At 68.5% G+C, this 23,494-nt stretch carries 23 protein-coding genes and 3 pseudogenes; 13 read left to right on the top strand and 13 right to left on the bottom strand.

The window, feature by feature from the left end; genetic code table 11:
• The first annotated feature begins 37 nt into the window (after nucleotides 1-37).
• Together A5695_RS02305 and A5695_RS02310 are read left to right on the top strand one after the other, a co-directional pair.
• Nucleotides 38-1,459 carry an acyl-CoA carboxylase subunit beta gene (locus A5695_RS02305; RefSeq protein WP_068077629.1) on the top strand — a complete coding sequence of 474 codons (1,422 nt, stop codon included), beginning with the start codon at nucleotides 38-40 and terminating at the stop codon, nucleotides 1,457-1,459.
• Between the two features lie 173 nt (nucleotides 1,460-1,632).
• Nucleotides 1,633-2,163: pseudogene (locus A5695_RS02310) on the top strand (hypothetical protein); the annotation flags it as partial.
• A 74-nt stretch (nucleotides 2,164-2,237) separates the two neighbouring features.
• Here A5695_RS02310 and A5695_RS02315 read toward each other — a convergent pair.
• Nucleotides 2,238-3,797 (bottom strand): FAD-dependent monooxygenase, encoded by a 1,560-nt coding sequence (locus tag A5695_RS02315; protein ID WP_068077630.1) that lies wholly within the window; start codon nucleotides 3,795-3,797, stop codon nucleotides 2,238-2,240.
• 54 nt (nucleotides 3,798-3,851) lie between these two features.
• Between A5695_RS02315 and A5695_RS29990 the strand changes: the two genes are divergently transcribed.
• Nucleotides 3,852-3,980: a hypothetical protein gene (locus A5695_RS29990; protein ID WP_255398571.1), complete on the top strand. Its 129-nt coding sequence runs from the start codon at nucleotides 3,852-3,854 to the stop codon at nucleotides 3,978-3,980.
• Here the strand turns inward: A5695_RS29990 and A5695_RS02320 are convergent.
• The gene (locus A5695_RS02320; protein ID WP_068077632.1) at nucleotides 3,977-5,521 is read right to left on the bottom strand and encodes a glycerol-3-phosphate dehydrogenase/oxidase; all 1,545 of its coding nucleotides are present in this window, start codon (nucleotides 5,519-5,521) and stop codon (nucleotides 3,977-3,979) included. The genes A5695_RS29990 and A5695_RS02320 overlap by 4 nt on opposite strands.
• A complete protein-coding gene (locus A5695_RS02325; RefSeq protein ID WP_068077634.1) occupies nucleotides 5,518-6,093 on the bottom strand; it encodes a TetR/AcrR family transcriptional regulator in 576 nt (191 codons plus the stop codon). The genes A5695_RS02320 and A5695_RS02325 overlap by 4 nt, the downstream gene beginning before the upstream one ends.
• Before the next feature lie 47 nt (nucleotides 6,094-6,140).
• Between A5695_RS02325 and A5695_RS02330 the strand changes: the two genes are divergently transcribed.
• Nucleotides 6,141-7,721 (top strand): FAD-binding oxidoreductase, encoded by a 1,581-nt coding sequence (locus tag A5695_RS02330; protein ID WP_156749421.1) that lies wholly within the window; start codon nucleotides 6,141-6,143, stop codon nucleotides 7,719-7,721.
• Complete coding sequence (locus A5695_RS02335; RefSeq protein ID WP_068077638.1) at nucleotides 7,718-8,635, top strand: diacylglycerol kinase; 918 nt, start codon at nucleotides 7,718-7,720, stop codon at nucleotides 8,633-8,635. The genes A5695_RS02330 and A5695_RS02335 overlap by 4 nt, the downstream gene beginning before the upstream one ends.
• Here the strand turns inward: A5695_RS02335 and A5695_RS02340 are convergent.
• The 3 genes from A5695_RS02340 to A5695_RS02350 all read right to left on the bottom strand — a co-directional run bounded on the left by A5695_RS02340 (nucleotide 8,632) and on the right by A5695_RS02350 (nucleotide 11,176).
• Complete coding sequence (locus A5695_RS02340) at nucleotides 8,632-9,144, bottom strand: DUF3145 domain-containing protein (RefSeq protein ID WP_068077640.1); 513 nt, start codon at nucleotides 9,142-9,144, stop codon at nucleotides 8,632-8,634. The two genes, A5695_RS02335 and A5695_RS02340, sit on opposite strands and share 4 nt — an antisense overlap.
• Nucleotides 9,145-9,284: 140 nt before the next feature.
• A complete protein-coding gene (locus A5695_RS02345; RefSeq protein ID WP_068077641.1) occupies nucleotides 9,285-10,103 on the bottom strand; it encodes a serine hydrolase in 819 nt (272 codons plus the stop codon).
• Entirely contained in the window at nucleotides 10,103-11,176 is a 1,074-nt protein-coding gene (locus A5695_RS02350) for a class I SAM-dependent methyltransferase (RefSeq protein ID WP_068077643.1), read from the bottom strand. The genes A5695_RS02345 and A5695_RS02350 overlap by 1 nt, the downstream gene beginning before the upstream one ends.
• A gap of 107 nt (nucleotides 11,177-11,283) precedes the next feature.
• Between A5695_RS02350 and A5695_RS02355 the strand changes: the two genes are divergently transcribed.
• Both A5695_RS02355 and A5695_RS02360 read left to right on the top strand, forming a co-directional pair.
• Entirely contained in the window at nucleotides 11,284-12,369 is a 1,086-nt protein-coding gene (locus A5695_RS02355; RefSeq protein WP_068077645.1) for an S-(hydroxymethyl)mycothiol dehydrogenase, read from the top strand.
• Nucleotides 12,369-12,992 carry an MBL fold metallo-hydrolase gene (locus A5695_RS02360; protein ID WP_068077647.1) on the top strand — a complete coding sequence of 208 codons (624 nt, stop codon included), beginning with the start codon at nucleotides 12,369-12,371 and terminating at the stop codon, nucleotides 12,990-12,992. The genes A5695_RS02355 and A5695_RS02360 overlap by 1 nt, the downstream gene beginning before the upstream one ends.
• A 124-nt stretch (nucleotides 12,993-13,116) precedes the next feature.
• On the opposite strand, the gene A5695_RS02365 is transcribed toward A5695_RS02360, so the two are convergent.
• Nucleotides 13,117-13,836 (bottom strand): SHOCT domain-containing protein, encoded by a 720-nt coding sequence (locus tag A5695_RS02365; protein ID WP_068077649.1) that lies wholly within the window; start codon nucleotides 13,834-13,836, stop codon nucleotides 13,117-13,119.
• A 334-nt stretch (nucleotides 13,837-14,170) separates the two neighbouring features.
• On the opposite strand from A5695_RS02365, the gene A5695_RS02370 reads away from it, so the two are divergent.
• The gene (locus A5695_RS02370) at nucleotides 14,171-15,268 is read left to right on the top strand and encodes an SAM-dependent methyltransferase (protein WP_068077651.1); all 1,098 of its coding nucleotides are present in this window, start codon (nucleotides 14,171-14,173) and stop codon (nucleotides 15,266-15,268) included.
• A gap of 70 nt (nucleotides 15,269-15,338) precedes the next feature.
• Nucleotides 15,339-15,701: a hypothetical protein gene (locus A5695_RS02375; RefSeq protein ID WP_068077653.1), complete on the top strand. Its 363-nt coding sequence runs from the start codon at nucleotides 15,339-15,341 to the stop codon at nucleotides 15,699-15,701.
• 1 nt (nucleotide 15,702) lies between these two features.
• Here A5695_RS02375 and A5695_RS02380 read toward each other — a convergent pair whose 3' ends face one another.
• A complete protein-coding gene (locus tag A5695_RS02380) occupies nucleotides 15,703-17,409 on the bottom strand; it encodes an Hsp70 family protein (protein WP_068077655.1) in 1,707 nt (568 codons plus the stop codon).
• 106 nt (nucleotides 17,410-17,515) lie between these two features.
• Entirely contained in the window at nucleotides 17,516-18,601 is a 1,086-nt protein-coding gene (locus A5695_RS02385) for a dihydrodipicolinate reductase (RefSeq protein ID WP_068077657.1), read from the bottom strand.
• A gap of 107 nt (nucleotides 18,602-18,708) precedes the next feature.
• Between A5695_RS02385 and A5695_RS02390 the strand changes: the two genes are divergently transcribed.
• Complete coding sequence (locus A5695_RS02390) at nucleotides 18,709-19,038, top strand: MmpS family transport accessory protein (protein ID WP_197515333.1); 330 nt, start codon at nucleotides 18,709-18,711, stop codon at nucleotides 19,036-19,038.
• A 143-nt stretch (nucleotides 19,039-19,181) separates the two neighbouring features.
• Nucleotides 19,182-19,721, top strand: a complete 540-nt coding sequence (locus tag A5695_RS02395) for an ester cyclase (RefSeq protein ID WP_068077660.1) — start codon at nucleotides 19,182-19,184, stop codon at nucleotides 19,719-19,721.
• Nucleotides 19,722-19,769: 48 nt separating this feature from the next.
• On the opposite strand, the gene A5695_RS02400 is transcribed toward A5695_RS02395, so the two are convergent.
• A complete protein-coding gene (locus A5695_RS02400) occupies nucleotides 19,770-20,480 on the bottom strand; it encodes a haloacid dehalogenase type II (protein ID WP_082945802.1) in 711 nt (236 codons plus the stop codon).
• Between the two features lie 15 nt (nucleotides 20,481-20,495).
• Between A5695_RS02400 and A5695_RS30150 the strand changes: the two are divergent.
• Nucleotides 20,496-20,573: pseudogene (locus A5695_RS30150) on the top strand (hypothetical protein); the annotation flags it as partial.
• Between the two features lie 76 nt (nucleotides 20,574-20,649).
• Here the strand turns inward: A5695_RS30150 and A5695_RS02405 are convergent.
• The 3 genes from A5695_RS02405 to A5695_RS02415 all read right to left on the bottom strand — a co-directional run bounded on the left by A5695_RS02405 (nucleotide 20,650) and on the right by A5695_RS02415 (nucleotide 23,108).
• Nucleotides 20,650-20,886: a hypothetical protein gene (locus A5695_RS02405; RefSeq protein WP_068077662.1), complete on the bottom strand. Its 237-nt coding sequence runs from the start codon at nucleotides 20,884-20,886 to the stop codon at nucleotides 20,650-20,652.
• A gap of 285 nt (nucleotides 20,887-21,171) precedes the next feature.
• Nucleotides 21,172-22,659 carry an NAD(P)/FAD-dependent oxidoreductase gene (locus tag A5695_RS02410; protein WP_068077664.1) on the bottom strand — a complete coding sequence of 496 codons (1,488 nt, stop codon included), beginning with the start codon at nucleotides 22,657-22,659 and terminating at the stop codon, nucleotides 21,172-21,174.
• 206 nt (nucleotides 22,660-22,865) lie between these two features.
• The gene (locus tag A5695_RS02415) at nucleotides 22,866-23,108 is read right to left on the bottom strand and encodes an acyl carrier protein (protein WP_068077677.1); all 243 of its coding nucleotides are present in this window, start codon (nucleotides 23,106-23,108) and stop codon (nucleotides 22,866-22,868) included.
• A 225-nt stretch (nucleotides 23,109-23,333) separates the two neighbouring features.
• Here A5695_RS02415 and A5695_RS29350 point away from each other — a divergent pair.
• Nucleotides 23,334-23,494 (top strand): annotated as a pseudogene (locus A5695_RS29350) (cutinase family protein); the annotation flags it as partial.

Raw genomic sequence — 23,494 nt, forward strand, 5'->3', positions numbered from 1 at the left:
CTACCCGGAGAGCACACCGGAGAACAGGAGACCTGCGATGACAATCATGGCCCCCGCGTCGGTCGGCGAATCGCTCGACCCCAGGGACCCGTTGCTGCGTCTGAGCAACTTCTTCGACGAGGGCAGCATCAAGCTGCTCCACGAGCGTGACCGCTCGGGTGTGCTTTCCGCGTCGGGCACCGTGAACGGTGTGCGCACCATCGCCTTCTGCACCGACGGCACCGTGATGGGCGGTGCCATGGGTATTGAGGGCTGTGCGCACATCGTCAACGCCTACGACACCGCCATCGAGGAGCAGAGCCCGATCGTGGGGATCTGGCACTCCGGCGGTGCGCGCTTGGCCGAGGGCGTGAAGGCGTTGCACGCGGTGGGGACAGTCTTCGAGGCGATGATCCGTGCGTCGGGCTACATCCCGCAGATCTCGGTGGTCGTCGGTTTCGCCGCCGGCGGCGCCGCCTACGGGCCGGCCCTGACCGACGTCATCGTGATGGCGCCGGAGAGCCGGGTGTTCGTCACCGGGCCCGACGTGGTGCGCAGCGTGACCGGCGAGGACGTCGACATGGCGTCCCTGGGCGGCCCGGAGACCCACCACAAGAAGTCCGGTGTGTGCCACATCGTCGCCGACGACGAGCTCGACGCCTACGAGCGCGGCCGTCGCCTGGTCGGATTGTTCTGCCAGCAGGGCCATTTCGACCGCACCAAGGCCGAGGCCGGTGACACCGACATCCACGCGTTGCTGCCGGAGTCGGCTCGGCGGGCCTACGATGTGCGTCCGATCGTGACGGCGATCCTGGACGCCGAGACCCCGTTCGACGAGTTCCAGGCCAACTGGGCACCGTCGATGGTGATCGGGCTCGGCCGGCTGTCGGGCCGCACGGTGGGTGTCCTGGCGAACAACCCGCTGCGCCTGGGCGGCTGCCTGAACTCCGAAAGCGCCGAGAAGGCCGCGCGTTTCGTGCGCCTCTGCGACGCGTTCGGCATCCCGCTCGTGGTGATCGTCGATGTGCCGGGCTACCTGCCAGGTGTCGACCAGGAGTGGGGCGGCGTGGTGCGCCGCGGCGCGAAGCTGCTGCACGCGTTCGGCGAGTGCACGGTTCCGCGGGTCACGCTGGTCACCCGAAAGACCTACGGCGGAGCCTACATTGCGATGAACTCCCGCTCGCTGAACGCGACCAAGGTGTACGCCTGGCCGGACGCCGAGGTGGCGGTGATGGGCGCCAAGGCCGCGGTCGGCATCCTGCACAAGAAGAAGCTGGCCGCCGCGGCCGATCACGAGCGCGAGGCGCTGCACGACCAGCTCGCCGCCGAGCACGAGAAGATCGCGGGTGGCGTGGACAGCGCCATCGAGATCGGCGTGGTCGACGAGAAGATCGACCCGTCGCACACCCGCAGCAAGCTCACCGAGGCGCTGGCCCAGGCGCCGGCGCGCCGCGGTCGACACAAGAACATCCCGCTGTAGGTCGCGGCGGCACCTTATAGCGCGAGCAGACGCAAAATCGCACTCGCGGTGGCCGCGTTGTGCGATTTTGCGTCTGCTCGGCGAGTTAATCCCCAGGGGTGACTGGTCGATTGAGCCGGGTCTCCGCATGCTTCCGCGGTGCACACCGATGCGCTAAAGCTCATGCAGGCAGGGGTCGCCTCGCCACGGCACCCGGATGGACTGCAGTAGAGGTCGCAAGGCAACTGCGCCGGCCGCGGGCGCTGGCGACGCTCGACGCGGCGTTGCGATCAATGCAATGCACTCGCAATGAAATTGGTAGAGCCATTATCGAGCAGCGAGGACGTCGAGACATAGTTGCCGTGCGCGCACTGTTGCCCTTCGCGGATGGCCGTGCGGAATCGCCCATGGAAAGCGAGGCGCGGCTAGTGATGATCGATCGGGGGCTACCGCTTCCTGAGCTCCAGCATCCGATCGTTGGGCGCGATGGCCAGTTGTGGCGCGTCGACTTCGCCTGGCCGTATATGCGTTTGGCCGCAGAATACGAGAGCATCGATTGGCATGTTGGTCGCGAGGAAATGCTCCGCGACAAGACGCGGTGGGCCAAGATCCAGGAGCTTGGGTGGACGATCATTCCAATCGTCGTCGACGACGGGCGACGAGAACCTGACCGCCTCGTGGACCGCATCGCGACGCACCTAAACCGTCCACTGATGGCCGGTTAGCGCCGCCGAGCAGACACATAATCGCACTCAGGACGCTTTGGGCATGCGATTTTGTGTCTGCTCACGGATCACGGTCATGGTCTGCCTAGGATCTTCGTAAGCGCTTGGCGCAGCTCGCCTTCGGCATCTGTGGGCAGCGCGTCACAGCGCCAACCGACGAAATCGTCGGGGCGCACCAGCAGTGCGCCCGACGGGCCGAGCCCGGTGACCGCCGCCCACTCGTCGCTATTGATGCGATGCGCGGCCACCGAGGTCGACGCCACGGCGGCGCACCAGCGTTCGTCGCCGGTGAGCACGGTGAATCCCGGCGCCAGCAGGTCGAGCGTCGAAACCCCGTCGCACACCCAAACGTGCGGAACCCGAGTGCCCGGTTGCGCACGCAGCTCCCCAACCAGCTTCACCGCGTCGGGGTCTGCCGAGGGCCCATCCGGGCTCACCACGGCCGTCGAGTCGTAGCGATATCCGATGAGCAGATCGAACATCGAGCGCTCTTCGTCGGCCGGCAACTGCGGGCCGCCGTCGCTCATGGGAAGCACGGCCAGCGTCGGGCCGGTCAGCGACTGCCGGGCGGCGAACCGGCCCACCGGGTGCCGCTCGGCGTGGTAGGTGTCCAGCAGCGCCGGTCCGGCGGTCCCGTCCAAAACGGCGGCCAGCTTCCAGGCCAGGTTGTGCGCACTCTGGATCGCGGTGTTGGCCCCGCCGGCCTTGAACGGCGGCATGGTGTGCGCCGAGTCCCCGACGAGGAAGGTTCGGCCGCAAAGAAATTGATCGGCCACCTGCTCGTACGGTTGCCAGGCCGCGACCTCGATGACGTCGACGTCGATGGGCTCGCCGAACGCCTTGAGCAGCAGCTCGCGGCACCGCTGCGGCGTGAACTCCTCGGCCGACTCGCCCTTGCTGGGGAAATACATGGTGATGAACATCCCCAGCTCGCCTTGGACCAGCAGGAAAATGCCGTCCACATCGGCGTTCTTGACTTGCACGGCGTCGCCGTCGGCCAGGTGTGCGACGTACTTCGTCCAAGGCGCCCGGAAGTAGATGAAGACGACAAAAATCGGCAGCGCGCCGTAACCAGAGGTGCTGATACCCAACCAGTTTCGGATCGGGCTGTGCACACCATCGGCGGCGACGAGGTAGTCGGCACGGACGGTCTCGCGCTCCCCGGTGTCCCGGTCGCATACCACCGCGGTAACACCCGCTTCGTCCTGCTCGAGCGACGAAAGCTCCGTCCCGTAGCTCACCTCGCTGCCCCGTCGGCGCGCGTCGCCGAGCAGGATGGGCTCGAGCCTGCTCTGCGGGCAGTACTGCGCCGCCGGCTCGGGGCTCAGATTGTCGAGACCCGCAAAGAGCGCGCTGATGTCGATGGCCAATTGCTCCTCGGCGCTGTTGAGTGCCGGTTTGACCATCAAGGCCGAAAGACGGTCGGCGACCGCGTGTACCTCGTCGCCGAGCCCCAGACCGCGCAGGATTTCCAGGCTGCGGAAGCTCAGGTTGCGCGCCTTCGGATAGATGAAGACCTCGCGCCGCTTCTCGACCAGCAGCGAGCGGATCCCGTGTTTCGCCAGCAATGCCGACGTCACGAGGCCGGCGACGCCGGCGCCGACGATGAGGACGGGAACGCGTGAGGTCGCCATGCCATAAAATGATAGTCTCTATCATTAGATATTCTCATTCAGAATGGGTATGCGATGCGCTGGGTGGAAGATGGGCCCCTGGCTCTCCCCATGCTCGACGACGACCGCTGCGCGCCGATGATGTCGGCGTTCATCGCCGAGCATTCCGACCTGTGGCACCAGGACATCGGCCTGGCGCCCTAGCCCAAGCGCGCCAGGAACTCCTCGGCCGCCGGCAGTACCCGCTCGCGATCGGCTTCCACCAAGCCGATGCGGGTCCGCCGGTCCACGATGTCGCAGACGTCCAGGGCGCCCTCATGGGTGATCGCGTACTCGAATTCCGCCCGCGTGACGTCGATGCCCTCGGCGATCGGCTCCGACGGCCGCTTGCACGTGGCGGTGGCCACGACCTTGGCGGCCTCGGCGCCGTATCGCCGCACCAGCGAGGCCGGCAACCCGGCGACCGGGCCGGAGCCCGGCGGCCCGGGGTTGGCGGGCGCCCCGATCAGCGGCAGGTCGTGCGTTCGGCACTTCGCGGCGCGCAGGTGCCGCAGGCTAACGGCGCGGTCCAGCACGTCTTGCGCCATGTAGCGGTATTCGGTCAGCTTGCCGCCGATCACGCTGATGATCCCGGACGCCGACTCCACCACCGCGTGTTCGCGCGAGACGTCGGCGGTGCGGCCCTCGCCCGTGTCGATCAACGGCCGGAGCCCCGCGTACGCGCCGACGACGTCGGCCGAGCCCAGGGCCACCCCCAACGCGGTGTTGACGGTCTCGAGCAGGAAGGTGACCTCGTCGGGCGACGGTGTGGGCACATCCGGGATCGGACCGGGGGCGGCCTCGTCGGTCAGCCCCAGATAGACCCGGCCCAGCTGCTCGGGCATGGCGAACACGAACCGGTTGAGCTCGCCGGGGATCGGAATCGTCAGTGCCGCAGTGGGATTCCCGAACGCCTCGGCGTCGAACACCAGATGGGTCCCACGGCTGGGGCGCAGCCGCAGCAGGCCGTCGATCTCCGCGGCCCACACCCCGGCGGCGTTGATGATCGCCCGGGCTGCCACGTCGAACGACTGCCCCGAGCGCCGGTCGGTCAGCCGCACCGAGGTGCCGGTGGCCTTCGACGCCGCCACGTAGGTCAGGACCCGCGCGCCGTGCTGCGCCGCGGTGCGCGCGACCGCGGTGACCAGGCGGGCGTCGTCGATCAGCTGCCCGTCGTAGGCCAGCAGGCCCCCGTCCAGGCCCGCGCGCCGAACCGTGGGCGCCAACTGCACGACGCGCTCCGCTGGGATCCGGCGCGACCGCGGCAGTATCGACGACGACGTGCCCGCGAGCATCCGCAGCGCGTCACCGGCCAGGAATCCCGCGCGCACCAGCGCGCGCTTGCCCCGGCTCATGGAGGGCAGCAGCGGGACCACCTGCGGCATCGCGTGAACCAGGTGAGGGGCGTTGCGGCTCATCAGGATTCCGCGCTCGAGCGCGCTGCGGCGGGCGATCCCCACGTTGCCGGTCGCCAGGTAACGCAGCCCGCCGTGCACCAATTTGGAGCTCCACCGGCTGGTGCCGAAGGCCAGGTCGTGCTTTTCCACCAGGGCCACCCGCAGCCCCCGCGCCGCGGCGTCCAGCGCGATGCCGGCGCCGGTGATGCCGCCGCCGATCACGACGACATCCAACGGCTCGCCGTCGGCCAGGGCCGTGAGGTCGGCCTCGCGACGGGCGGCGTTCAACGCGGTGGGGTCGGGGATCACGACAGGTATCCGTTCAGCGAGTAGGCGAGTTCGACGGCCAGCGTGTCGGCGTCCAGGAGCGGTTCGACGATCTGCGCCGACTGGATGGTCGATTGGACAATCAGCAACACCATGGTGGCCAGCTGAACGGGGTCGCCGGCGCGCACGCTGCCGGTGCGCTGGGCGACGCGCAGCCGGGCGGCCAGGGCGTCGATCAGCATGTGCTGGCTGGTTCCGAGCCGTTCGGTGATGTAGATCGGCGCGAGTTCGGAGTGCAGCACCGACATGACGAGCCGGTCGCGGCGCAGCAGGTTGGCGACCGTAACGATCTGCCGCACCAGGGATTCGCGGTCGTCGCCGAGCAGCGGCGCGTCCCGCATCACCTCGGTGATGTGGCGGGTCAGCAGCGCCGCCACGATCGACGGCGTGTCCGGCCAGCGCCGATACACCGTCGGCCTGCTGACGCCGGCGCGTCGGGCGATCTCGGCCAGGGTCACCCGGTCGACGCCGAAGTCGACCACACAACTGGCCGCCGCCGCGAGGATTCGTTCCCCCGTGTCCGCCGGAGCGCGCGCGTTACTGATTGACAGCATGTGTAATACTGTAACGCATGACGCAACCCGAGGGCCTCCTCCCCCCGATGAAATGGAACGCGTGGGGGGATCCCGCCGCGGCCAAGCCGCTCTCCGAGGGGATCCGAGCGGTGCTGAAACAGGCCGTCGGTGTGGACGATTCCGGCGCCGCCGAGCTGCAACCCGATCAGGTGCGCCTCCGTCCGTCGGCCTTGTCGCAGGCGCACCGCGACGCGCTGGCCGAGCTCCTCGGCGCGGAGTACTGCCGCACCGACGACCGGGACCGGCTGCTGCACGCCGGCGGCAAGTCCACGCTCGACCTGCTGCGCCGCAAGGACGCCGGGGTGCAGGCTGCGCCCGACGCCATCCTGCTGCCCGGCGACGAGGACGCCGTCGCCACAGTCCTGCGCTACTGCTCCCACCACGGCATCGCCGTGGTTCCGTTCGGCGGCGGCACCAGCGTGGTCGGTGGCTTGGATCCTATTCGCGGCGCATTCCCCGCGGTGGTGTCCCTCGACCTGCGCCGCCTCGACCGACTGTTCTCCCTCGACGAGGTGTCCGGCCAGGCCGTCTTCGGGGCGGGGGTCACCGGGCCGGACGCGGAGCGCATGCTTGGCGCCCATGGCTTTTCGCTCGGACATTTCCCGCAGAGCTTCGAGTACGCGACGATCGGCGGCTTCGCCGCGACGCGCTCGTCCGGGCAGGACTCGGCGGGCTACGGTCGCTTCAACGACATGGTCCGCGGCCTGCGCGTGGTCACGCCGGTGGGCACCCTGGACCTGGGCCGCGCGCCCGAGTCCGCCGCGGGCCCCGACCTGCGCCAGCTGATGATCGGCTCGGAGGGCGTCTTCGGTGTCATCACCCGGGTGCGGCTGCGCGTGCACCGGGTGCCGGAGGCCGTCCGCTACGAGGCATGGTCCTTCCCTGACTTCGAGACCGGCGCCGCGGCCCTGCGCGCCGTCACCCAGACCGCCACCGGCCCCACGGTCATCCGGCTTTCCGACGAGGCCGAGACCGGGGTCAATCTGGCCACCACCGAGTCGATCGGCGAAAACCAGATCACCGGCGGCTGCCTGGGCATCACCGTGTTCGAGGGCACCAAGGAACACGTCGAAAGCCGGCACGCCGAAACCAGCGCCGTGCTGGCGGCGCAGGGCGGAACGTCGCTCGGTGAGGCGCCTGCGCGGGCCTGGGAGCACGGGCGGTTCGGCGCCCCGTACCTGCGCGACTCGCTGCTGTCGGCGGGTGCGCTGTGCGAGACGCTCGAGACGGCCACCGACTGGTCCAACGTCTCCGCTCTCAAAGCCGCTGTGACGCAAGCGCTTACCGATGCGCTCGCCGTGAGCGGCACACCCGCGCTGGTGATGTGCCACATCTCGCACGTCTACCCCACTGGGGCGTCGCTGTACTTCACCGTCGTCGCCGGGCAGCGCGGCAACCCGATCGAACAATGGCGGGCCGCCAAGAAGGCCGCGTGCGATGCGATCATGGCCACCGGCGGGACCATCACCCACCACCACGCGGTCGGCGCCGACCACCGCCCCTGGATGCGCGGCGAGGTCGGCGAGCTGGGCGTGCAGGTCCTGCGCGCGGTCAAGGCGACCGTGGACCCGGCCGGAATCCTCAACCCCGGCAAGCTGATTCCATGACCCGACGCGAGATCGCAAAGGTGATCGCGCTGACCAACCCTGTCTCGGGGCACGGCGCGGCGATCCGCGCGGCGCAGCGCGCGATCGCGCGGCTGCACCACCACGGGGTCGAGGTCGTCGAGATCATCGGCGACGACGCGCAAGACGCGCGATACCTGGTGAGCGCGGCGCTGGAGAAGGGCGCCGATGCGGTGATGGTGACCGGCGGGGACGGCGTCGTGTCCAACGCGCTGCAGGTGCTGGCGGGCACCGACGTGCCGATGGGCATCGTGGCGGCGGGGACGGGCAACGACCACGCCCGCGAATTCGGCTTACCCACTAGAGATCCCGAAGCCGCGGCCGACGTTATCGTCGACGGCTGCACCGAGACGATCGATCTGGGCCGCATTCGCGACGGCGACGGGGCCATCAAGTGGTTCGGCACCGTCGCGGCCACCGGATTCGACTCCCTGGTGACCGACCGGGCCAACCGGATGCGCTGGCCGCACGGGCGGTTGCGGTACTACCTCGCGATGCTCGCCGAGCTATCGCAGCTGCGGCTCCTGCCGTTCCGCATGGTGCTCGACGGGACCCGGGAGCTGGACGCAGACATCACGCTGGCGGCCTTCGGCAACACCCGCAGCTATGGCGGCGGCATGCTGATCTGCCCCCACGCCGATCCCACCGACGGCCTGCTCGACATCACGATGGTGCACGGGGCGTCGCGTACCAGGCTGGTCCGCCTGTTCCCCACCGTCATGAAGGGCACTCACATCAGCCTCGACGAGGTGAGCACCACGCGGGCCCAATCCATTCACGTCGACTGCCCCGGCATCAACGTGTACGCCGACGGCGACTTCGCCTGCGCGCTGCCCGCGGAGATCAGCGCGGTTCCGGGCGCGCTGCGCATCCTGCGCAGGGCGCAGGACCGCTAGCCGACGCCGCGGCTGAGCCAGCTCACCTCGCCGACCTCGCCGCCGTCGCGATACGCCTCCAGGGCGTCGTCCCACGCCGTTCCGAGCACCGTATCCAGCTCGGCCGCCAAGGTGTCGGCGCCCTGCGACATCAGCGCCCGCAGCCGCATCTCCCCGACCATGACGTCACCGTTGGCGCTCATCGCGCCGCTCCACAGGCCGAGCTGCGGGGTGTGGCTGAACCGCTGTCCGTCGACTCCGGGGCTGGGGTCCTCGGTGACCTCGAACCGCAGCACCGACCACGACCGCAGGGCGTTGGCCAGCCGGGCGCCGGTGCCCACGGGCCCGACCCAGTTGGTGACGGCGCGCAGCTGACCGGGCATGGCCGGCTGCGGCGTCCACGTGAGGTTCGCCTTCGCCCCAAGGGTCGATGACAACGCCCACTCGACATGCGGGCATACCGCCGCGGGCGAGGCGTGCACGTACACCACGCCAGTCGTCACGTCGGCGAATTGATTCGACGCACGCATATCCTGCTCCTTCGGTTCCGCGAGGGACGTCTTCCCCAACGACCTGGCGGGACCTACAAGCAGGATCTGCTAACTATTTGTGTGTCGTGCGTGTCTATTGTGCCTTGTGATACCCATGTTGCGCTAGTGTGCATTTTCCATTAGCCGTATTCAGCGATCACGGCGTCCGACAACGCCGGCCACGGACGCAGCGCCCACTCCCCGAAATCGCGGTTGGTCAGGGCCACCAGCGCCACGTCCCGTTCGGGATCTGCCCAGATGAACCCACCCGCCTGACCGAAATGCCCGTAGGTCCGCGGCGAGTTTTGCGCGCCGGTCCAGTGCGGCGATTTGGCGTCCCGGATCTCGAAACCCAGCCCCCAGTCGTTGGGCCGCTGGACGCCGTAACCGGGCAGCACGCCGTCCAAACCGGGAAATTGAACCGTCGCCGCCTCGGCATGCAGCTGGGCGGACACCGTCGCCGGGCGCAGCAGATCCCCAGCGAATTTCGCCAGGTCAGCGACCGTGGACACCGCCCCGAACCCCGCGGCCGCCGCGCCGCCGTCCAGCCGGGTGCAAGCCATCCCCAGCGGCTGGAACACCGCCTCGGCCAGGTAGCGGCCGAATTCGATCCCGGCCTCGCGCTCCACGGTCTGGGCCAGCACGGTAAAGCCGTGGTTGGAGTAGATGCGCCGCGCGCCCGGGGCGGCTAGCACGTGGTCGTTGCCCAGCGCCAGGCCCGACGCGTGCGCCAGCAGGTGGCGGACGGTGGCACCGGGCGGGCCGGCGGCGGTGTCCAGGTCGACGACGCCCTCCTCGACGGCGACCTGGACGGCCCGGGCCACCAGCGGCTTGGTCACCGAAGCCAGCGCGAACACCCGCTCGGGGTCGCCGTGGGTGGCCAGCACGCCGTCGGGGCCGATCACCGCCGCGGCGGCGGCCTCCACGGGCCAGTCATCGAGAGCGTCGAGGGCCGCCATCACTTTCGGGCGATGTAGTAGTTGTTGATCGGGTCCGACTCGACCTCCGCGACCCGCACGTCGCCGAATCCGGCATCGGCCAGCATCGCGGTGGCTAGCTGCGTCCCCCATGCCGTACCCAGCCCGGCGCCGTCCAGCGCCAGCGACACCGTCATGCAATGCATCAGCGACGTGGTGTACAGGTAGGTGCTCATCGGAATGCCGACGTTGTCCTCGAGCCGGCTGGAGGCCTTGATGTCGGCCATCAGCAGCACGCCGCCGGGCCGCAGGGCACGATGGATGTTCTCCAGCACCCGCGCCGGATGGGCCTGGTCGTGGATGGCGTCGAACACGGTGATCACGTCGTATGCGTCGGTCTTGTCCAGCTCGGCCAGGTTGTGGCTTTCGAAGGTCGCGTTCGCCAGGCCGAGGTCGGCCGCCTCGCGGGCGCCGACGGCGATCGCCTCGTCGGAGAAGTCGATGCCGGTGAAGCGGCTGGCCGGGAACGCCCGCGCCATCACGTTGATCGCGTGGCCGCTGCCGCAGCCGAAGTCCGCGACGTCGGCCCCGGCCCGCAGCCGTTCGACCAGGCCGTCCACCAACGGCAGCACCACGTCGACCAACGCGTTGTCGTACACCACCCCGCTCTGCTCGGCCATCAGGGCGTGGAAGCGGGGGAACTCGCTGTAGTGCAGGCCGCCGCCGTCGCGGAAGCAACCGATGATCTTCTGTTCGACCTCGGCGAGCAGCGGGACGAACAGGGTCACCAGCGCGAGATTGTCCGGGCCGGCCGCCCGGGTCAGCACGCCGGCGCGGTGCGCGGGCAGCGAGTAGGTGCCGGCACCGGCGTCGTAGTCGACGACGCGCCCGGTCGTCATCCCGGCCAGCCACTCGCGCACGTAGCGCTCGTTGAGGCCGGCCGCCTCGGCGATCTGCGCGCTGGTGGCCGGCGCGAGGCCGGCCATCGTGTCGAGCAGACCGGTCTGGTGTCCGATGCTCAGCAGCAGAGTCAGACTAGCGCCGTCGATAGCGGCGGCGATTCGTTCGCTGAATTCTTCGGTGGTTTCCGAGGCGGTCTCGAGTGCTCCGCTCATATGCGCCGCTCTCCCCCCGCAAGCGGGTGGTGCTCCCACCCCATCACTTCGCTCTGTGTCGTCCCCGGCGCGCATGGTCAGCGACGGTACACCGTAGTTTGGTGCCCATGAGCCAGACAGTGCGCGGCGTGATTTCACGAAAGAAGGGCGAGCCCGTCGAGCTGGTGGACATCGTCGTCCCCGACCCTGGGCCCGGCGAGGCCCTGGTGGACGTCATCGCTTGCGGGGTGTGCCACACCGACTTGACCTACCGCGAGGGCGGCATCAACGACGAGTACCCGTTCCTGCTCGGCCATGAGGCCGCCGGCCGGGTCGAGGCCGTCGGGCCGGGCGTGACCGCGGTCGAGCCGGGCGACTTCGTGATCCTGAACTGGCGCGCCGTCTGCGGCCAGTGCCGGGCCTGCAAGCGCGGCCGCCCGCACCTGTGTTTCGACACGTTCAACGCCGCGCAGAAGATGACACTGACCGACGGCACCGAGCTGACGCCCGCGCTGGGCATCGGGGCGTTCGCCGACAAGACGCTGGTGCACGCCGGCCAGTGCACCAAGGTCGATCCCGCCGCCGACCCAGCCGTCGCGGGGCTGCTCGGCTGCGGGGTGATGGCCGGCATCGGCGCCGCGATCAACACCGCCGGTGTCACCCGCGACGACACCGTCGCGGTGATCGGCTGCGGCGGCGTCGGGGACGCCGCGATCGCCGGCGCCGCGCTGGTCGGCGCCCGGCGGATCATCGCGGTCGACACCGACGACACCAAACTGGACTGGGCCCGCAAGTTCGGCGCCACCCACACCGTCAACGCCCGCCAGGCCGACGTCGTCGAGGCGATCCAGGACCTGACCGACGGGTTCGGCGTCAACGTGGCGATCGACGCCGTCGGCCGGCCCGAGACCTGGAAGCAGGCCTTCTACGCCCGCGACCTCGCGGGAACCGTTGTGCTGGTCGGAGTTCCGACGCCCGACCTGAAGCTCGAGATGCCGCTGATCGACTTCTTCTCGCACGGCGGGTCGCTGAAGTCGTCGTGGTACGGCGATTGCCTGCCCGAACGCGACTTCCCGACGCTGATCGATTTGTACCTGCAGGGCCGGCTCCCGCTGGAGCAGTTCGTATCCGAGCGGATCGGCCTCGGCGACGTCGAGGAGGCCTTTCACAAGATGCACGGGGGCAAGGTGCTGCGTTCGGTGGTGGTGCTCTGATGGTCCAGATTCAAAAGGTGGTCACCCACGGCACGTTCGAATTGGACGGCGGCAGTTGGAAAGTCGACAACAACATCTGGCTGATCGGTGACAACTCCAACGTCGTGGTGTTCGATGCCGCGCACACCGCCGAGCCGATCATCGAGGCCGTGGACGGTCGCCACGTCGTCGCGGTGGTGTGCACGCACGGCCACAACGACCACGTTACGGTCGCGCCGGAATTGGGCAAGGCGCTCGACGCGCCGGTGCTGCTGCACCCGGCCGACGAGGTGCTGTGGCGAATGACGCACCCCGGCAAGGACTTCCGCTCCGTGTCCGACGGCGAGACGGTCAGCGTGGGCGGTACTGAGCTGCGCGCATTGCACACCCCGGGCCACTCCCCCGGATCGGTGTGCTGGTATTCGCACGACCTGGGTGTGGTGTTCAGCGGCGACACCTTGTTCTCCGGCGGCCCGGGAGCGACCGGCCGCTCGTATTCGGATTTCCCGACGATCCTGCAGTCGATCTCCGAGCGGTTGGGCAGGCTGCCGGGCGAGACGCTGGTGCACACCGGCCATGGCGACAGCACCACGATCGGCGACGAGATCGTGCACTACGAGGAGTGGGTGGCCCGCGGGCACTGAGCCCGGTCCCGCCGCCGCGGCCACGTCCGTAGCGGTTTGCGTAACACCATGCGGTCGTCGAATTTGATATCACCGGCGATATCAAATTCGAGAGTCGTGCATTGGTCGCCGACAGCCGCCGGCGCTATTGCCCCCCGAGTATCCGCCGCTTCTCGGCCTCGAACTCGTCATGAGTCAGCGCCCCCGAGTCACGCAGCGCGGCAATGGTTTTGAGCCGCTCCAGCCGCACTCCCTGGTCGGTCGGCTCGACGGGCGCCGCGGGCTCGACCGGCCCGCGGTAGTACGGGTTGGCCGCCACCACCGCCCGGCGGCGGGTGCGCCGCAACCACCAGGACGACAACACCGAACCGGCCAGGCCCACCACGAAGGTGGCGACGAACAGCCACACCAAAAAGCCGTACGAACTGTTGTGCCCGAAGGCCAGTCGCGGGGCGATGTACCCGTTGACCTGTCCATCGGTGGTGATGGTGTAGGTGCCGCCCGACGCGACGCGGGCTACCCACACCCGCACGTGCGCGTCGTTGTTGACCGTCGTCGTGGTCCCGATGTTCTCGGTCACGACGGGCTGTGCGACCCCGTCGGGCGGCGCGATCGTGACGCCCAACGGCGGCACCGGCAGCCCGCGGTCAGGCCCGCTGATGACGACGGTGTGCAGGCTGATGGTGACGTCACCGGCAGGCAGGTAGAGGCTGCCCGATCCGGGGACGGGCACCTCGCCGTATGCGTTGTATTTGTCCAGGAAGAAGGCGTTGAGCACCAGGGCGGCGATGAAGCCGCCCACCGATATGACCATCACCACGATGGCAGTGGTGAGCGAGATCTTCGCGAGCCGTCGGCTGCTCATCCAGGCAGTGTGTCACCGCGACGGTGAACGGCGCACACTGGGAGCCGGGTGAAACCGGTAAGGAATGATACCCAGGCCAACGATCTCGTCGCCAGGCCGCCCGATCGACATCCTGATCAGCAACGCCGGCGTCATGACGCCACCGGAGCGCTGCGCCGAAGGCGGCGCGTTCTACGGCCCCGCGGGTTCCAGGAGTTGGCCGGCGGCGGCGTACGGCCGGCCGGGGTACCCGCGCCGGCCCGCAACAAGGCTGACTGCCAACGACTTTGGGAGCTTTCCGAGCGGCTCACCGGCGCCAGCTACCCGAAGCCGAACTGACGACTATCGTTGGGACATGCGGCCTGAGCCAAGGATGCCCGAATCGAGCATTGTGGTCCGGCCCGAGCGCGTTTACACCCAGTCGTCGCGGCTGCAGGCCGCCGGGCTGGCACGCGCCATCGCGATGTTCGAGCGCGCCGCCGAGCAGGTAGCGCTGCCGAAGCCACCGCAGCCCATCATCATCGCCGACTATGGCGCGGCCAACGGGCACAATTCGCTCAAGCCGTTGTCGGCGGCCATCGCGGTGCTTCGCCGCCGCACGCGCCACGACCACGCAATCCTGGTGGCGCACACCGACATACCGGACAACGACTTCTCGGCGCTGTTCCACACCCTGGAAGACGACCCGGAGAGCTACCTGCAGCTCGACAACGCGACGTTCGCGTCGTCGATCGGCCGCTCGTTTTACGGCCAGATCGTGCCGTCCAGGACGGTCAACCTGGGCTGGTCGTCGTGGGCGACGCAGTGGCTGAGCGCGATGCCCGGGGAGGTGCACGATCACGTGCACGTCGCCTACAGCGGCGACGAGGCGGCGCGCGCGGCACACGCCGATCGGGCGGCCCTGGACTGGCACAACTTCGTGGCGTTCCGCGGGCGCGAACTGGCCCCCGAGGGGCGGCTGGTGGTGATGACGATCGCGCTCGACGAAGACGGCTCGGCGGGGTTCCCGACGCTGATGGACGCGATGCTCGAGGGGCTGCGCGACCGGGTGCGCGACGGCCTGGTGCGCGAGGAGGAGGCCCGGCGGATGATGATTCCCATCTTCGCCCGCGGTGAGAAGGACTTCCGTGCGCCGTTCGCTCCCAGCGGGCGCTTCGAAGGCCTGACGATCGACCAGCTCGAGATGTTCAACGCCGAGGATCGATTCTGGGCCCGCTTCCAAGCCGACCGCGACGCCGAGGCGTTCGGCGGGCAGTGGGCGGCGTTCGCCCGTGCGGCGCTGTTTCCCGCCCTGGTGCGCGGGCTGGACGGTGGGGTCCACGATGCCCGGGCCGGGGAGTTCGTCGATCAGCTCGAGCGCGCGGTCGCGGCGCAGCTGTCAAGCGCACCCGAGCCGATGCGGATTCCGCTGGCCCTGGTCGAGCTGGTCAAGCGCGAACGATCCGGCTTGTGAGAGTTTCGACACAACGCGGCAACGGGTAACCCCCACAGATCGCGACCTGCGATTACGAGGGGGTTATTGCATGAGCGTGCAGGACGATAAGTCGACTGACCAGGACACCGATCAGAAACTGACGGAAAAGCCCGAGCCTGACGAGAACGACAAAAAGAAGGCCGCCGAAATGATGGAGGCCTACAAGGAAAAGGCGACCATCGTGCTGCCCGGCACCGGCGGGAGCGTTTCTGGCACCGCCGTCAACGAGTGGTTGGACGACGACGGCAATCCCAGGCACGAAGTTCCCGAGGGAGCCGACTCGACGGACCAGTCGAAGTCCGACGACGACCGCGACGAGCAGGCGTTGAATGACCAGATCGACAAGGACAAGGCCCTCAACGAGAATCTCAAAGAGGCCGCCACCGCGAAGAACAAGGGCGAAAAGGATTGACCTATCGGGTCGTTCCGAGCTGAGGACCGAGTTGGGGGATGCCGCTGATGCCCAAGTCGCCCGCGATTCCTTGGACGATCTGGTTGACGCGGTCCAGCCCCGGAATGGGTTCGTCGAGACCGGGCACCGCCGGGATGGGCGGCACCTCCGGGATTCGGGGGGCCACCGGACGGGCGGGCCCGGCCGCGAGTGGCGGCGCGTGCTGTGGTTTGGCTGAGGGGACGCTGGTGGACGGCGTCTCGGTGTTGGCGGGCGGGTTGGTGTCCGTGGTCGGCGGCGGCGGAGCCTCCTGGCTCGGGGGCGCCGGCTGAGCCGTCGCGGTGTTGGCGGGCGGGGGCACCCGGCTGCTGGTCACGCCCGGAGGCGGTGTGGTCGCCGATTTGTCCGAAGAGGTGAGGCCGATCGTGACTGCGGTCCCTACGAGCGCCACCGCGGCCGCCGCGCCGACGATTCCGGCCAACACCGGCAGGCGGAATAGGCGGCTCTTGCGCTTGGCGGGCGCTGCCTGCTGCTCTTCGAGAGGCGTGACCTTGGATTGGTTGCCGGTCTGCGACCAGGCCTGCGCGGGCGCGGCCCCCGTCGGCCTCTCCGGTGCCGCCGGAGCCGCCCGCGCCGTCGCCGTGACGGGCGCGGCGGGCGCCGAGGCCGTCGCCGCCGCCGCGAAGGCTTCCCGGGGCCCGTGCGCCGCCCGCAGCGCCGCCCCGGTGGCCGCCGTCAGCTCCGGGCGCGCCGTGGTGATGACGGGGACGCGGAAGTACTGCGACAACGTGGTGGTGATCGACGGGAGGTGCGCGCCGCCACCAGCGGAGACCACCGCGACCAGGTCGTGAATCTCGTTGCGCACCAACGCATTTTCCAGCACCGCCACGAACCGGTCCAGCGACGTGCGGATCGCGTCGTCGAGCTCCTCGCGGGTGACCCGGATTTCGCCGGTCAGCCCCTCGGTGAGCGTGGTGACCGTCTTCGACGACAGCTCTTCCTTGGCGCTTCGGCACGCGGTCCGCAGCCGGCTCAGCGAGCCGATCGCCACGGTGCGTGCCGGGTCGAAGGACGCGGCGCTGGGCATGTTGGAGACGACGGCGCTCAGCAGCGCCTGGTCGATCAGGTCGCCCGAGAAGTCGCGCAGCCGCAGGGTCGGTGCCAGCGCCTGGTAGTCGCCGTCGGCGCGCAGGAACGTGACGCTGGTGCCGGTGCCGCCGAAGTCGCACACGGCCACCGTGCCGTGGCTCGGTAGGCCGGCGTTGTTGCGCGCGGCGACGAGCGTGGCGGCGGCGTCGGGAATCACCAACAGGGGCCGGGACCGGCTGGACCATTCGGTCACCGAGCTCAGCGCCGTGCCGACCGCGTCGACCGACGCGGTCGGCCAGTGGGCGGGATAGGTCACGGCGACGGCTTCGGGCAGGGTCCGGCCGCCGGTGATGGCGTGGGCCAGGGCGCGCATGGCGTCGGCGATCAGTTGTTCGCTGCGATGCACCGAGCCGTCGAGCGCCACGATGCCGCGCGGGTCAAAGACCCGGTTGACGAATCCGGTCAGCACCAGACCGGGCTGGTCGAGCCGCGGGTTCTCGGCGGGGATGCCGACCTCGGGGGCGCGCTCGGGGTAAAGCGTCAGGACGGGCTTGCGGGTGATGGCCTGGCCGGCGGCGACCGCCGCCAGGTTGGTGGCCCCGATCGACAGTCCCAGCGCGGTCCCAGCTTCATCGGCCATATATCCCAACCCCAACCTCAGCGACTCGCAAACCGGCTAGCCGTTATTGTGCCGCCGGAACCTGTATCGCGTCTCAGCGGAACCTAGGTGCGGGCTGTGTGCCGCGTCAGCGAATGTTGCCGGCCCCCGCGATCAGCGGCAGGTCCAGCGGCGTGACCCAGCCCGGCCGCAGGTCGTTGACGGCCGGCACCGCGTTGAGGGCGCGCATCCCGGTCGCCAGGCACCCGGCAGTGGCCGCGTCGCGGCCCGAGCCGTCGGTGAAGCGGAACGCGGTCTCCTGGAAGACGCTGGGCGTGCCCTCGATGTCCACCCGGTAGACGTCATTGTCGTGGCCCGAGGGCCAGTCGGGGGCGGCGTCGCGCCCGATGCGGTTGACGTGTTCGAGCTGAATCCTGGTGTCGCCCTTGTAGATTCCGTTGATGGTGAACCGGACGGCGGCGACGTGCCCGGCCTTGATGACGCCCTTGACGGTGTGCCGCTCGGTGGGCGTCACCCACTTGTCCCAGGTGGTGGTGATCTCGTCGAGCATGATGCCGGCAGCGTGGGCGATCATCGGGACGGTGGCGCCCCACGCGAAGATCAGCATGTTGGAGTCTTCGAGCATCGGGCTGTATTCGGGTTCGCGGCCGATGCCCATCTCGACCTCGTAGTCGCCCTCGTAGTTGGTGTAGTCGAGCAGCTCGGAGGCGCGCACCCGGCGCACCTCCGAGCACAGGCCCATCAGCGTCATCGGAAACAGGTCGTTGGCGAACCCGGGGTCGATGCCGGTGGTGAAGCAGGACGACTCGCCCAGTTCGCAGGCCTCGGTGATGGGCGCGATCCAGTTCGGCGGGTTGAGGTGCATCGTCGGCCACACCCACGGCGTCATCGCCGTCGAGCACACGTCGATGCCGGCCCGCAGGAAGCGGGTGATCAGCGCGATGTTGTCCTTGGCGTGCATCGCGGTCGGGCCGTAGTGCACCAGCGCGTCGGGCTGCAACGCGATCAGGGCGTCGATGTCGTCGGTCGCGATGATGCCCGTCGGCTCGGGCAGACCACAGATCTCGCCGACGTCGCGACCGACCTTGTCGGGGTTGCTGACGCCGACACCCACCAACTCGAACAGCGGATGCTTGACGATCTCGGCGATCACCATCTTGCCGACGAAGCCGGTGCCCCAGACCACCACACGCTTAGGACCGTGTTCCGACATACTCACCTTCCCGTCCCAGCCCCCGTGGAACTCACCCTAGACCGGCCCACCCTTCGCCTTGGCGGGAAAGCTTCCCTAGCACCGCGCGTGGTGACACGATGCAAAACATGACGAAGTATCTGCGCGGGCTCTCGATTCTGTTGGCTGGCGTCGCGGCGGCCCCGGGAGTGGCGCACGCCCTCCCCCAGATGCCCCAGGCCCGTTATGAGGTGACCGGTACCGGCGTCGCGCAGTACATCTCGTACCAGACCGACGCCGGCCAGCTGCACCAGGTGAACGCGCCGCTGCCGTGGTCGACGGAATTCACCGGCTTCGGGGGCCAGGTGTTCGTGGTCAGCGCGCAGGGGATCGGACCCATCCGCTGCCGGATCCTGCTCGACGGCAACGTCGTCGCGGACGCGCAGTCGGCCGGCGGCCGGACGGTTTGCACGCACTAACGGAGGGCCTCGGTGAGCCTGAAGACGCCTGGACCCCGCCCCGGTAGCGCTCCCCCGAATTCCGCGAACAGACGCAAACTCGCACTGCGCGGTGCCGAATTATGCGAGTTTGTGTCTGCTCGCCCAGGCTTATCGTTACCCGCATGACGATTCCCGCGTTCCCCTCCGCGGAGGTGCTGGCCGCCCGCGAGAAGCTGGTGCTCGACCACTTCCACGACGAGGTCCGCCAGGACTGGGACGACGTGTTGGCGACGTTCCCGCATCCGCGCTACGAGCTGATCCCACAGATGATCGTTCACGACGGCGACAAAGCGGTGCGCGACTACTACGCCTACACGCGCACCGCGTTTCCCGACCAGGACCACGAGATCATCGCGTTGCGGCACAGCGCCGACGCGGTGATCGTCGAGTTCTGGCTGATGGGCACCCATCGCGGCTATTTGGGCAAGGTGCCGCCCACCGGCAGGCGATTCCGGGTCCGGATGACGGCCTACTTCGTGTTCGACGCCGCTGAAACGCTTGTCTGCGAACGCATTTACTTCGACACGCTGACCATGATCAAACAGCTCCTTGGCGGGCTGGACATGAAGAAGCCGGCGAACTGGCTGCTGGCCGCGCGCTGCGCGCGCGGCTTTCTGTCGATGTCGTCGGAAAAGCCCGATCCGGGGCTCACGGGTGCCTAAACTCTGCGCATGCGTGGCGTTTATGCGTTGGGCGGGCAGCGTCGCTGATCAGCGGCCGAGTTGCGCCGCCAGGTCCAGAAAGTCGGACGCGTTGACGTCGAACTCGTCGGAATAGGCGACGTCGGCCCCGCCGTCGACGCCGAACTCCAGCGGGCGCGCCACGAAGGCGGTCCGGAACCCCAGCTCGGCCGCGGCGCGGATATCGTACTTGTGGCTGGCCACCATCATGATCTCCACGGGCTCGAGGCCGAGGTAGGTCGCGGCCATCCGGTAGCTGGCCGGGTCGGGCTTGAACACCCCGGCCATCTCCGCGGCGAAGACAGCGTCCCACGGCAGGCCCGCCCGCTTGGAGAGCTCGACGACTGCCGACACGTCGGCGTTCGACAGGGTGGCCAGCGTGTAGCCGGCTTTTAGGCGCGTGAGCCCGCGCACCGCGTCGGGCCAGGGCTTGAGCCGCCGCCAGGCGCCCGTGAGTTCGTCCCGTTCGGCGCCGGAGAACGCGATGCCGCGCTCGTCCAGCACGGCGTCGAGGGCCCGCCGATACACCGAGTGCACCGACACCCACCCGCTGTGGCGGGACCGCGCCTCCTCCAACGTCGCAAAGTAGCCTGCGCGCCAACGCCTTACCACCTCGGGCCAGTCGGCATCCGGGTGCCGTCCGGCGCTGACCCGCCGAGCCTCCTCGCACACCGTCGAATGAAAGTCCGTCGCCGTGCCTTGCACGTCGAACAGCAGAGCCTTGACCACAACTTTCATCATGCAACGATGTGCCTCGTGGCCGACACCGACCGTGCCGACGAGCAAGAGCCTGACTACCGGTTCACCTTCGCCAACGAGCGGACCTTCCTGGCCCGCCGCGACGGCCGGTCTACATCATCGGCTTGGCGGTGCTGGTGCTGATCGTGGTCACCACGGTCGCCCTGCTGATCTAGGCGGTTGCCTTCAGCCCCGACACGGTCGAGCGCATGGGTCGCAACGACTGCAGGAAGAGCACGCCATAGCCGTTGGCCCGCAAACTGACTCGCAGTGCCGGGCTCGGGATGTTGTGTGCGAGCCACTCGGTCAGGGCGGGGCGGTGTTGGTACGCGGAGGCGCTTTGGACGCCCAGCAGCCGCAACAACGCCGACAACGTGCTGGGCTCGTTGAGCCTCGGTGCTTCGATCACTTGGTTCCTCTCGCGCGCAACAGTCATTGGGCCACATCATCGTTCGCATCGGTTGCGGACAACATCCGCCGGTTATGCTTCAGGCCGATTACCCCGTGGCGGCGCAAGCAAACGGAAATGCTCGAACGGCCGGGCGTCCCACCGGCCTCACCGTCACCGAACGAAGGCGATGCCCTAACTGCCCGCCTCGCAGCGACAACTCGCACCCACACCGCAGTTGTCGCTATGAGGCGGGCAAACTGCCGGCCGCTTCCGCGGCCGGGGGCTGGTGTGGCGGATGTGGCGTCAGGCGATGACGTAGTCGCTGAGCGGGAATGTCGCGGCTTCCCGCACCGAGTTCAATGTCGACGTCGGCCGCAGCAGCGACGCCTCACCGCTGGGACTGAAGTAGTACGACCGCGACGTCGCGCAGTTGCCGGCGTAGAACACCGTGTTGTCCAGCCGCTTGGTCATCCGCTCCATGAAACGGTCGTTGGCCTCTTCGGTCACCTCGAAGGTCGTGGCGCCGCGGCGCTTGACTTCGCCCAGCAGCCGGTCCATGTGGCGCATCTGGTACTCGATGGTGTGGAAGAAGGACAGTCCGGAGAAGGCGAACGGGCTGGCCAGGCTCAAGTAGTTCGGGAAGTACGGCATCGAGACGCCCTGGTAGGACTGGAAGCGGGTCTCCCGCCACCACTTGCCCAGGTTGCGGCCCTTGCGGCCGACCACCTCGATGGCCGGGAAGTTGGCCTCCCACAGGTCGAAGCCGGTCGCCAGCACCAGGGTGTCGATGACGGTCTTGCGCCCGTCGACGGTGACGATGCCGTCCGACTCGATCCGCGCGATCGAGCTGGTCTCCAGGTGCACGTGCGGCTTGGCGAAAGTCGGATAGAAGGAATTGGACATGGTGGGCCGCTTGCAGCCACAGTCGTAGTCCGGCGTGAACTGGGCGCGCAATTCCTTGTTGCGAATCCAGCGGAAACGGTTGATTTTGGCCAGGTCGGCGGCCGAGATGTTCCCGCGCCCGCGGGTCTCCTTAAAGTGCAGCGCCCCGACGACCATGATGATCTCCAAGATCACGTCGGTCACCCAGCGCAGCGCGCGCTGCGCCACCGGCACCCGGGCGAAAAGGCGGCGCACCGACTCCGGGAACTCGAAGTCCGGCTTGGGCATCACGTGGGTGGCTGTGCGCTGGTACACGGTCAGGTCCGCAGCCTCTTTGGCCAGCTCCGGGATCAGCTGAACCGCCGACGCCCCGGTCCCGATGACGGCGATCCGGCGCCCCTTGTAGTCGTAGTCGTGATCCCACGCGGTGGTGTGGACGATCTTGCCCTCGAAGCTCGCGATCCCCGCGATATCCGGCAGGCGCGGCTGGGACAGGAAGCCCGTCGCGGTGATCAGCATCCGGCTCGTCAGCGTGTCGCCGCCAGCCAGCGCCACCCGCCACACCTCGGCGTCCTCGTCCCACTGGGCGCCTTCCACGGTCGTGTTGAACCGCATGTGGCGGCGCACGTCGTATTTGTCGGCGACGTCCGCGGCGTACTGCTTGACCTCCGCGCCGGGCGCGAACAGCCGCGACCAGGTGGGATTGGGTTCGAACCAGTACGAGTAGGTGGTCGACGGGATGTCGACGGCGATGCCCGGGTAGTGGTTGACGTGCCAGGTGCCGCCCAGGTCATCCTCGCGGTCGAGGATGAGGAAGTTGTCGTACCCGAGACGCTTGAGCTGGATCGCAGCCCCTATGCCGCCAAAGCCGGCGCCGACAATGATCGCGTCGTAACGGTCCGTGTTCACAACCTCGCTCCGTGCTTCTCCGCCCCCGGTGCTTACTTAGGAAAACCGTCATTACCCTTACGTAACTCTAATAAAGGAAGGCGCACGACGCACCCGTGGTTGCCAGCATGTGACCATGCTGACACCAGAGCCGGACCCGCAACCAGGGCGGGCGCGCGACGACCGCTTCGCGCCAAAGCCTCTGTCCCCGAGCCGAACCTGCGCAGTTATTTGGCAGCCGGACCGGCCGCGGCCGTTCCCTGCAGCCGGCCCAGCAAGTCGTGGCACCGCCGCGCGCGTTCGGAGTCTTGCTCCATCACCTCGGTGAAGAACGACGCGACGTCGTCCAAGCCGGCGTTTTTCGCATCGCGCACGTATTGGCCGTAATCGTGCCCGGCCTTCAGCGAGTGGTACTGAACGGAGATCAGATCGAACGTCACGTCGTCGAAACCCGTTTCACCGGTGGCCATGTCGTCACCCTTCCGTGTCATTGTCGTTGTCGCCGACCGACTACCCGCGGCAGGCAGCGACAAACGACGGCGGGAAACGTTTGCGTAAGATGGCGCGTATGCGCGCGCAAATGATTCATTTGGTGCGTCGACACGCGGCCTTCATCCGACGCTTGGGGCCGCGCCTCGGTATACAGGAAACGATGACGAGTTTTTCGCCAAATTGACAGTTTGGGAGGCGTCCTCATGGGCAACAGTCGCGGCATGATTGCACGACACTTCATCCGTTCCCTTGCTCCCGCAGTGGTTGCGGCGTCGGGTCTCACCGCTTCGGCCCTCGCCGGCTCCCTTCTCCCCTCCGCCGCCGCCCAATGTCCGGACGTGCAGGTGGTATTCGCCCGCGGTAC

Source organism: Mycobacterium sp. E1747 (genome assembly GCF_001667775.1).
Taxonomy (GTDB): domain Bacteria; phylum Actinomycetota; class Actinomycetes; order Mycobacteriales; family Mycobacteriaceae; genus Mycobacterium.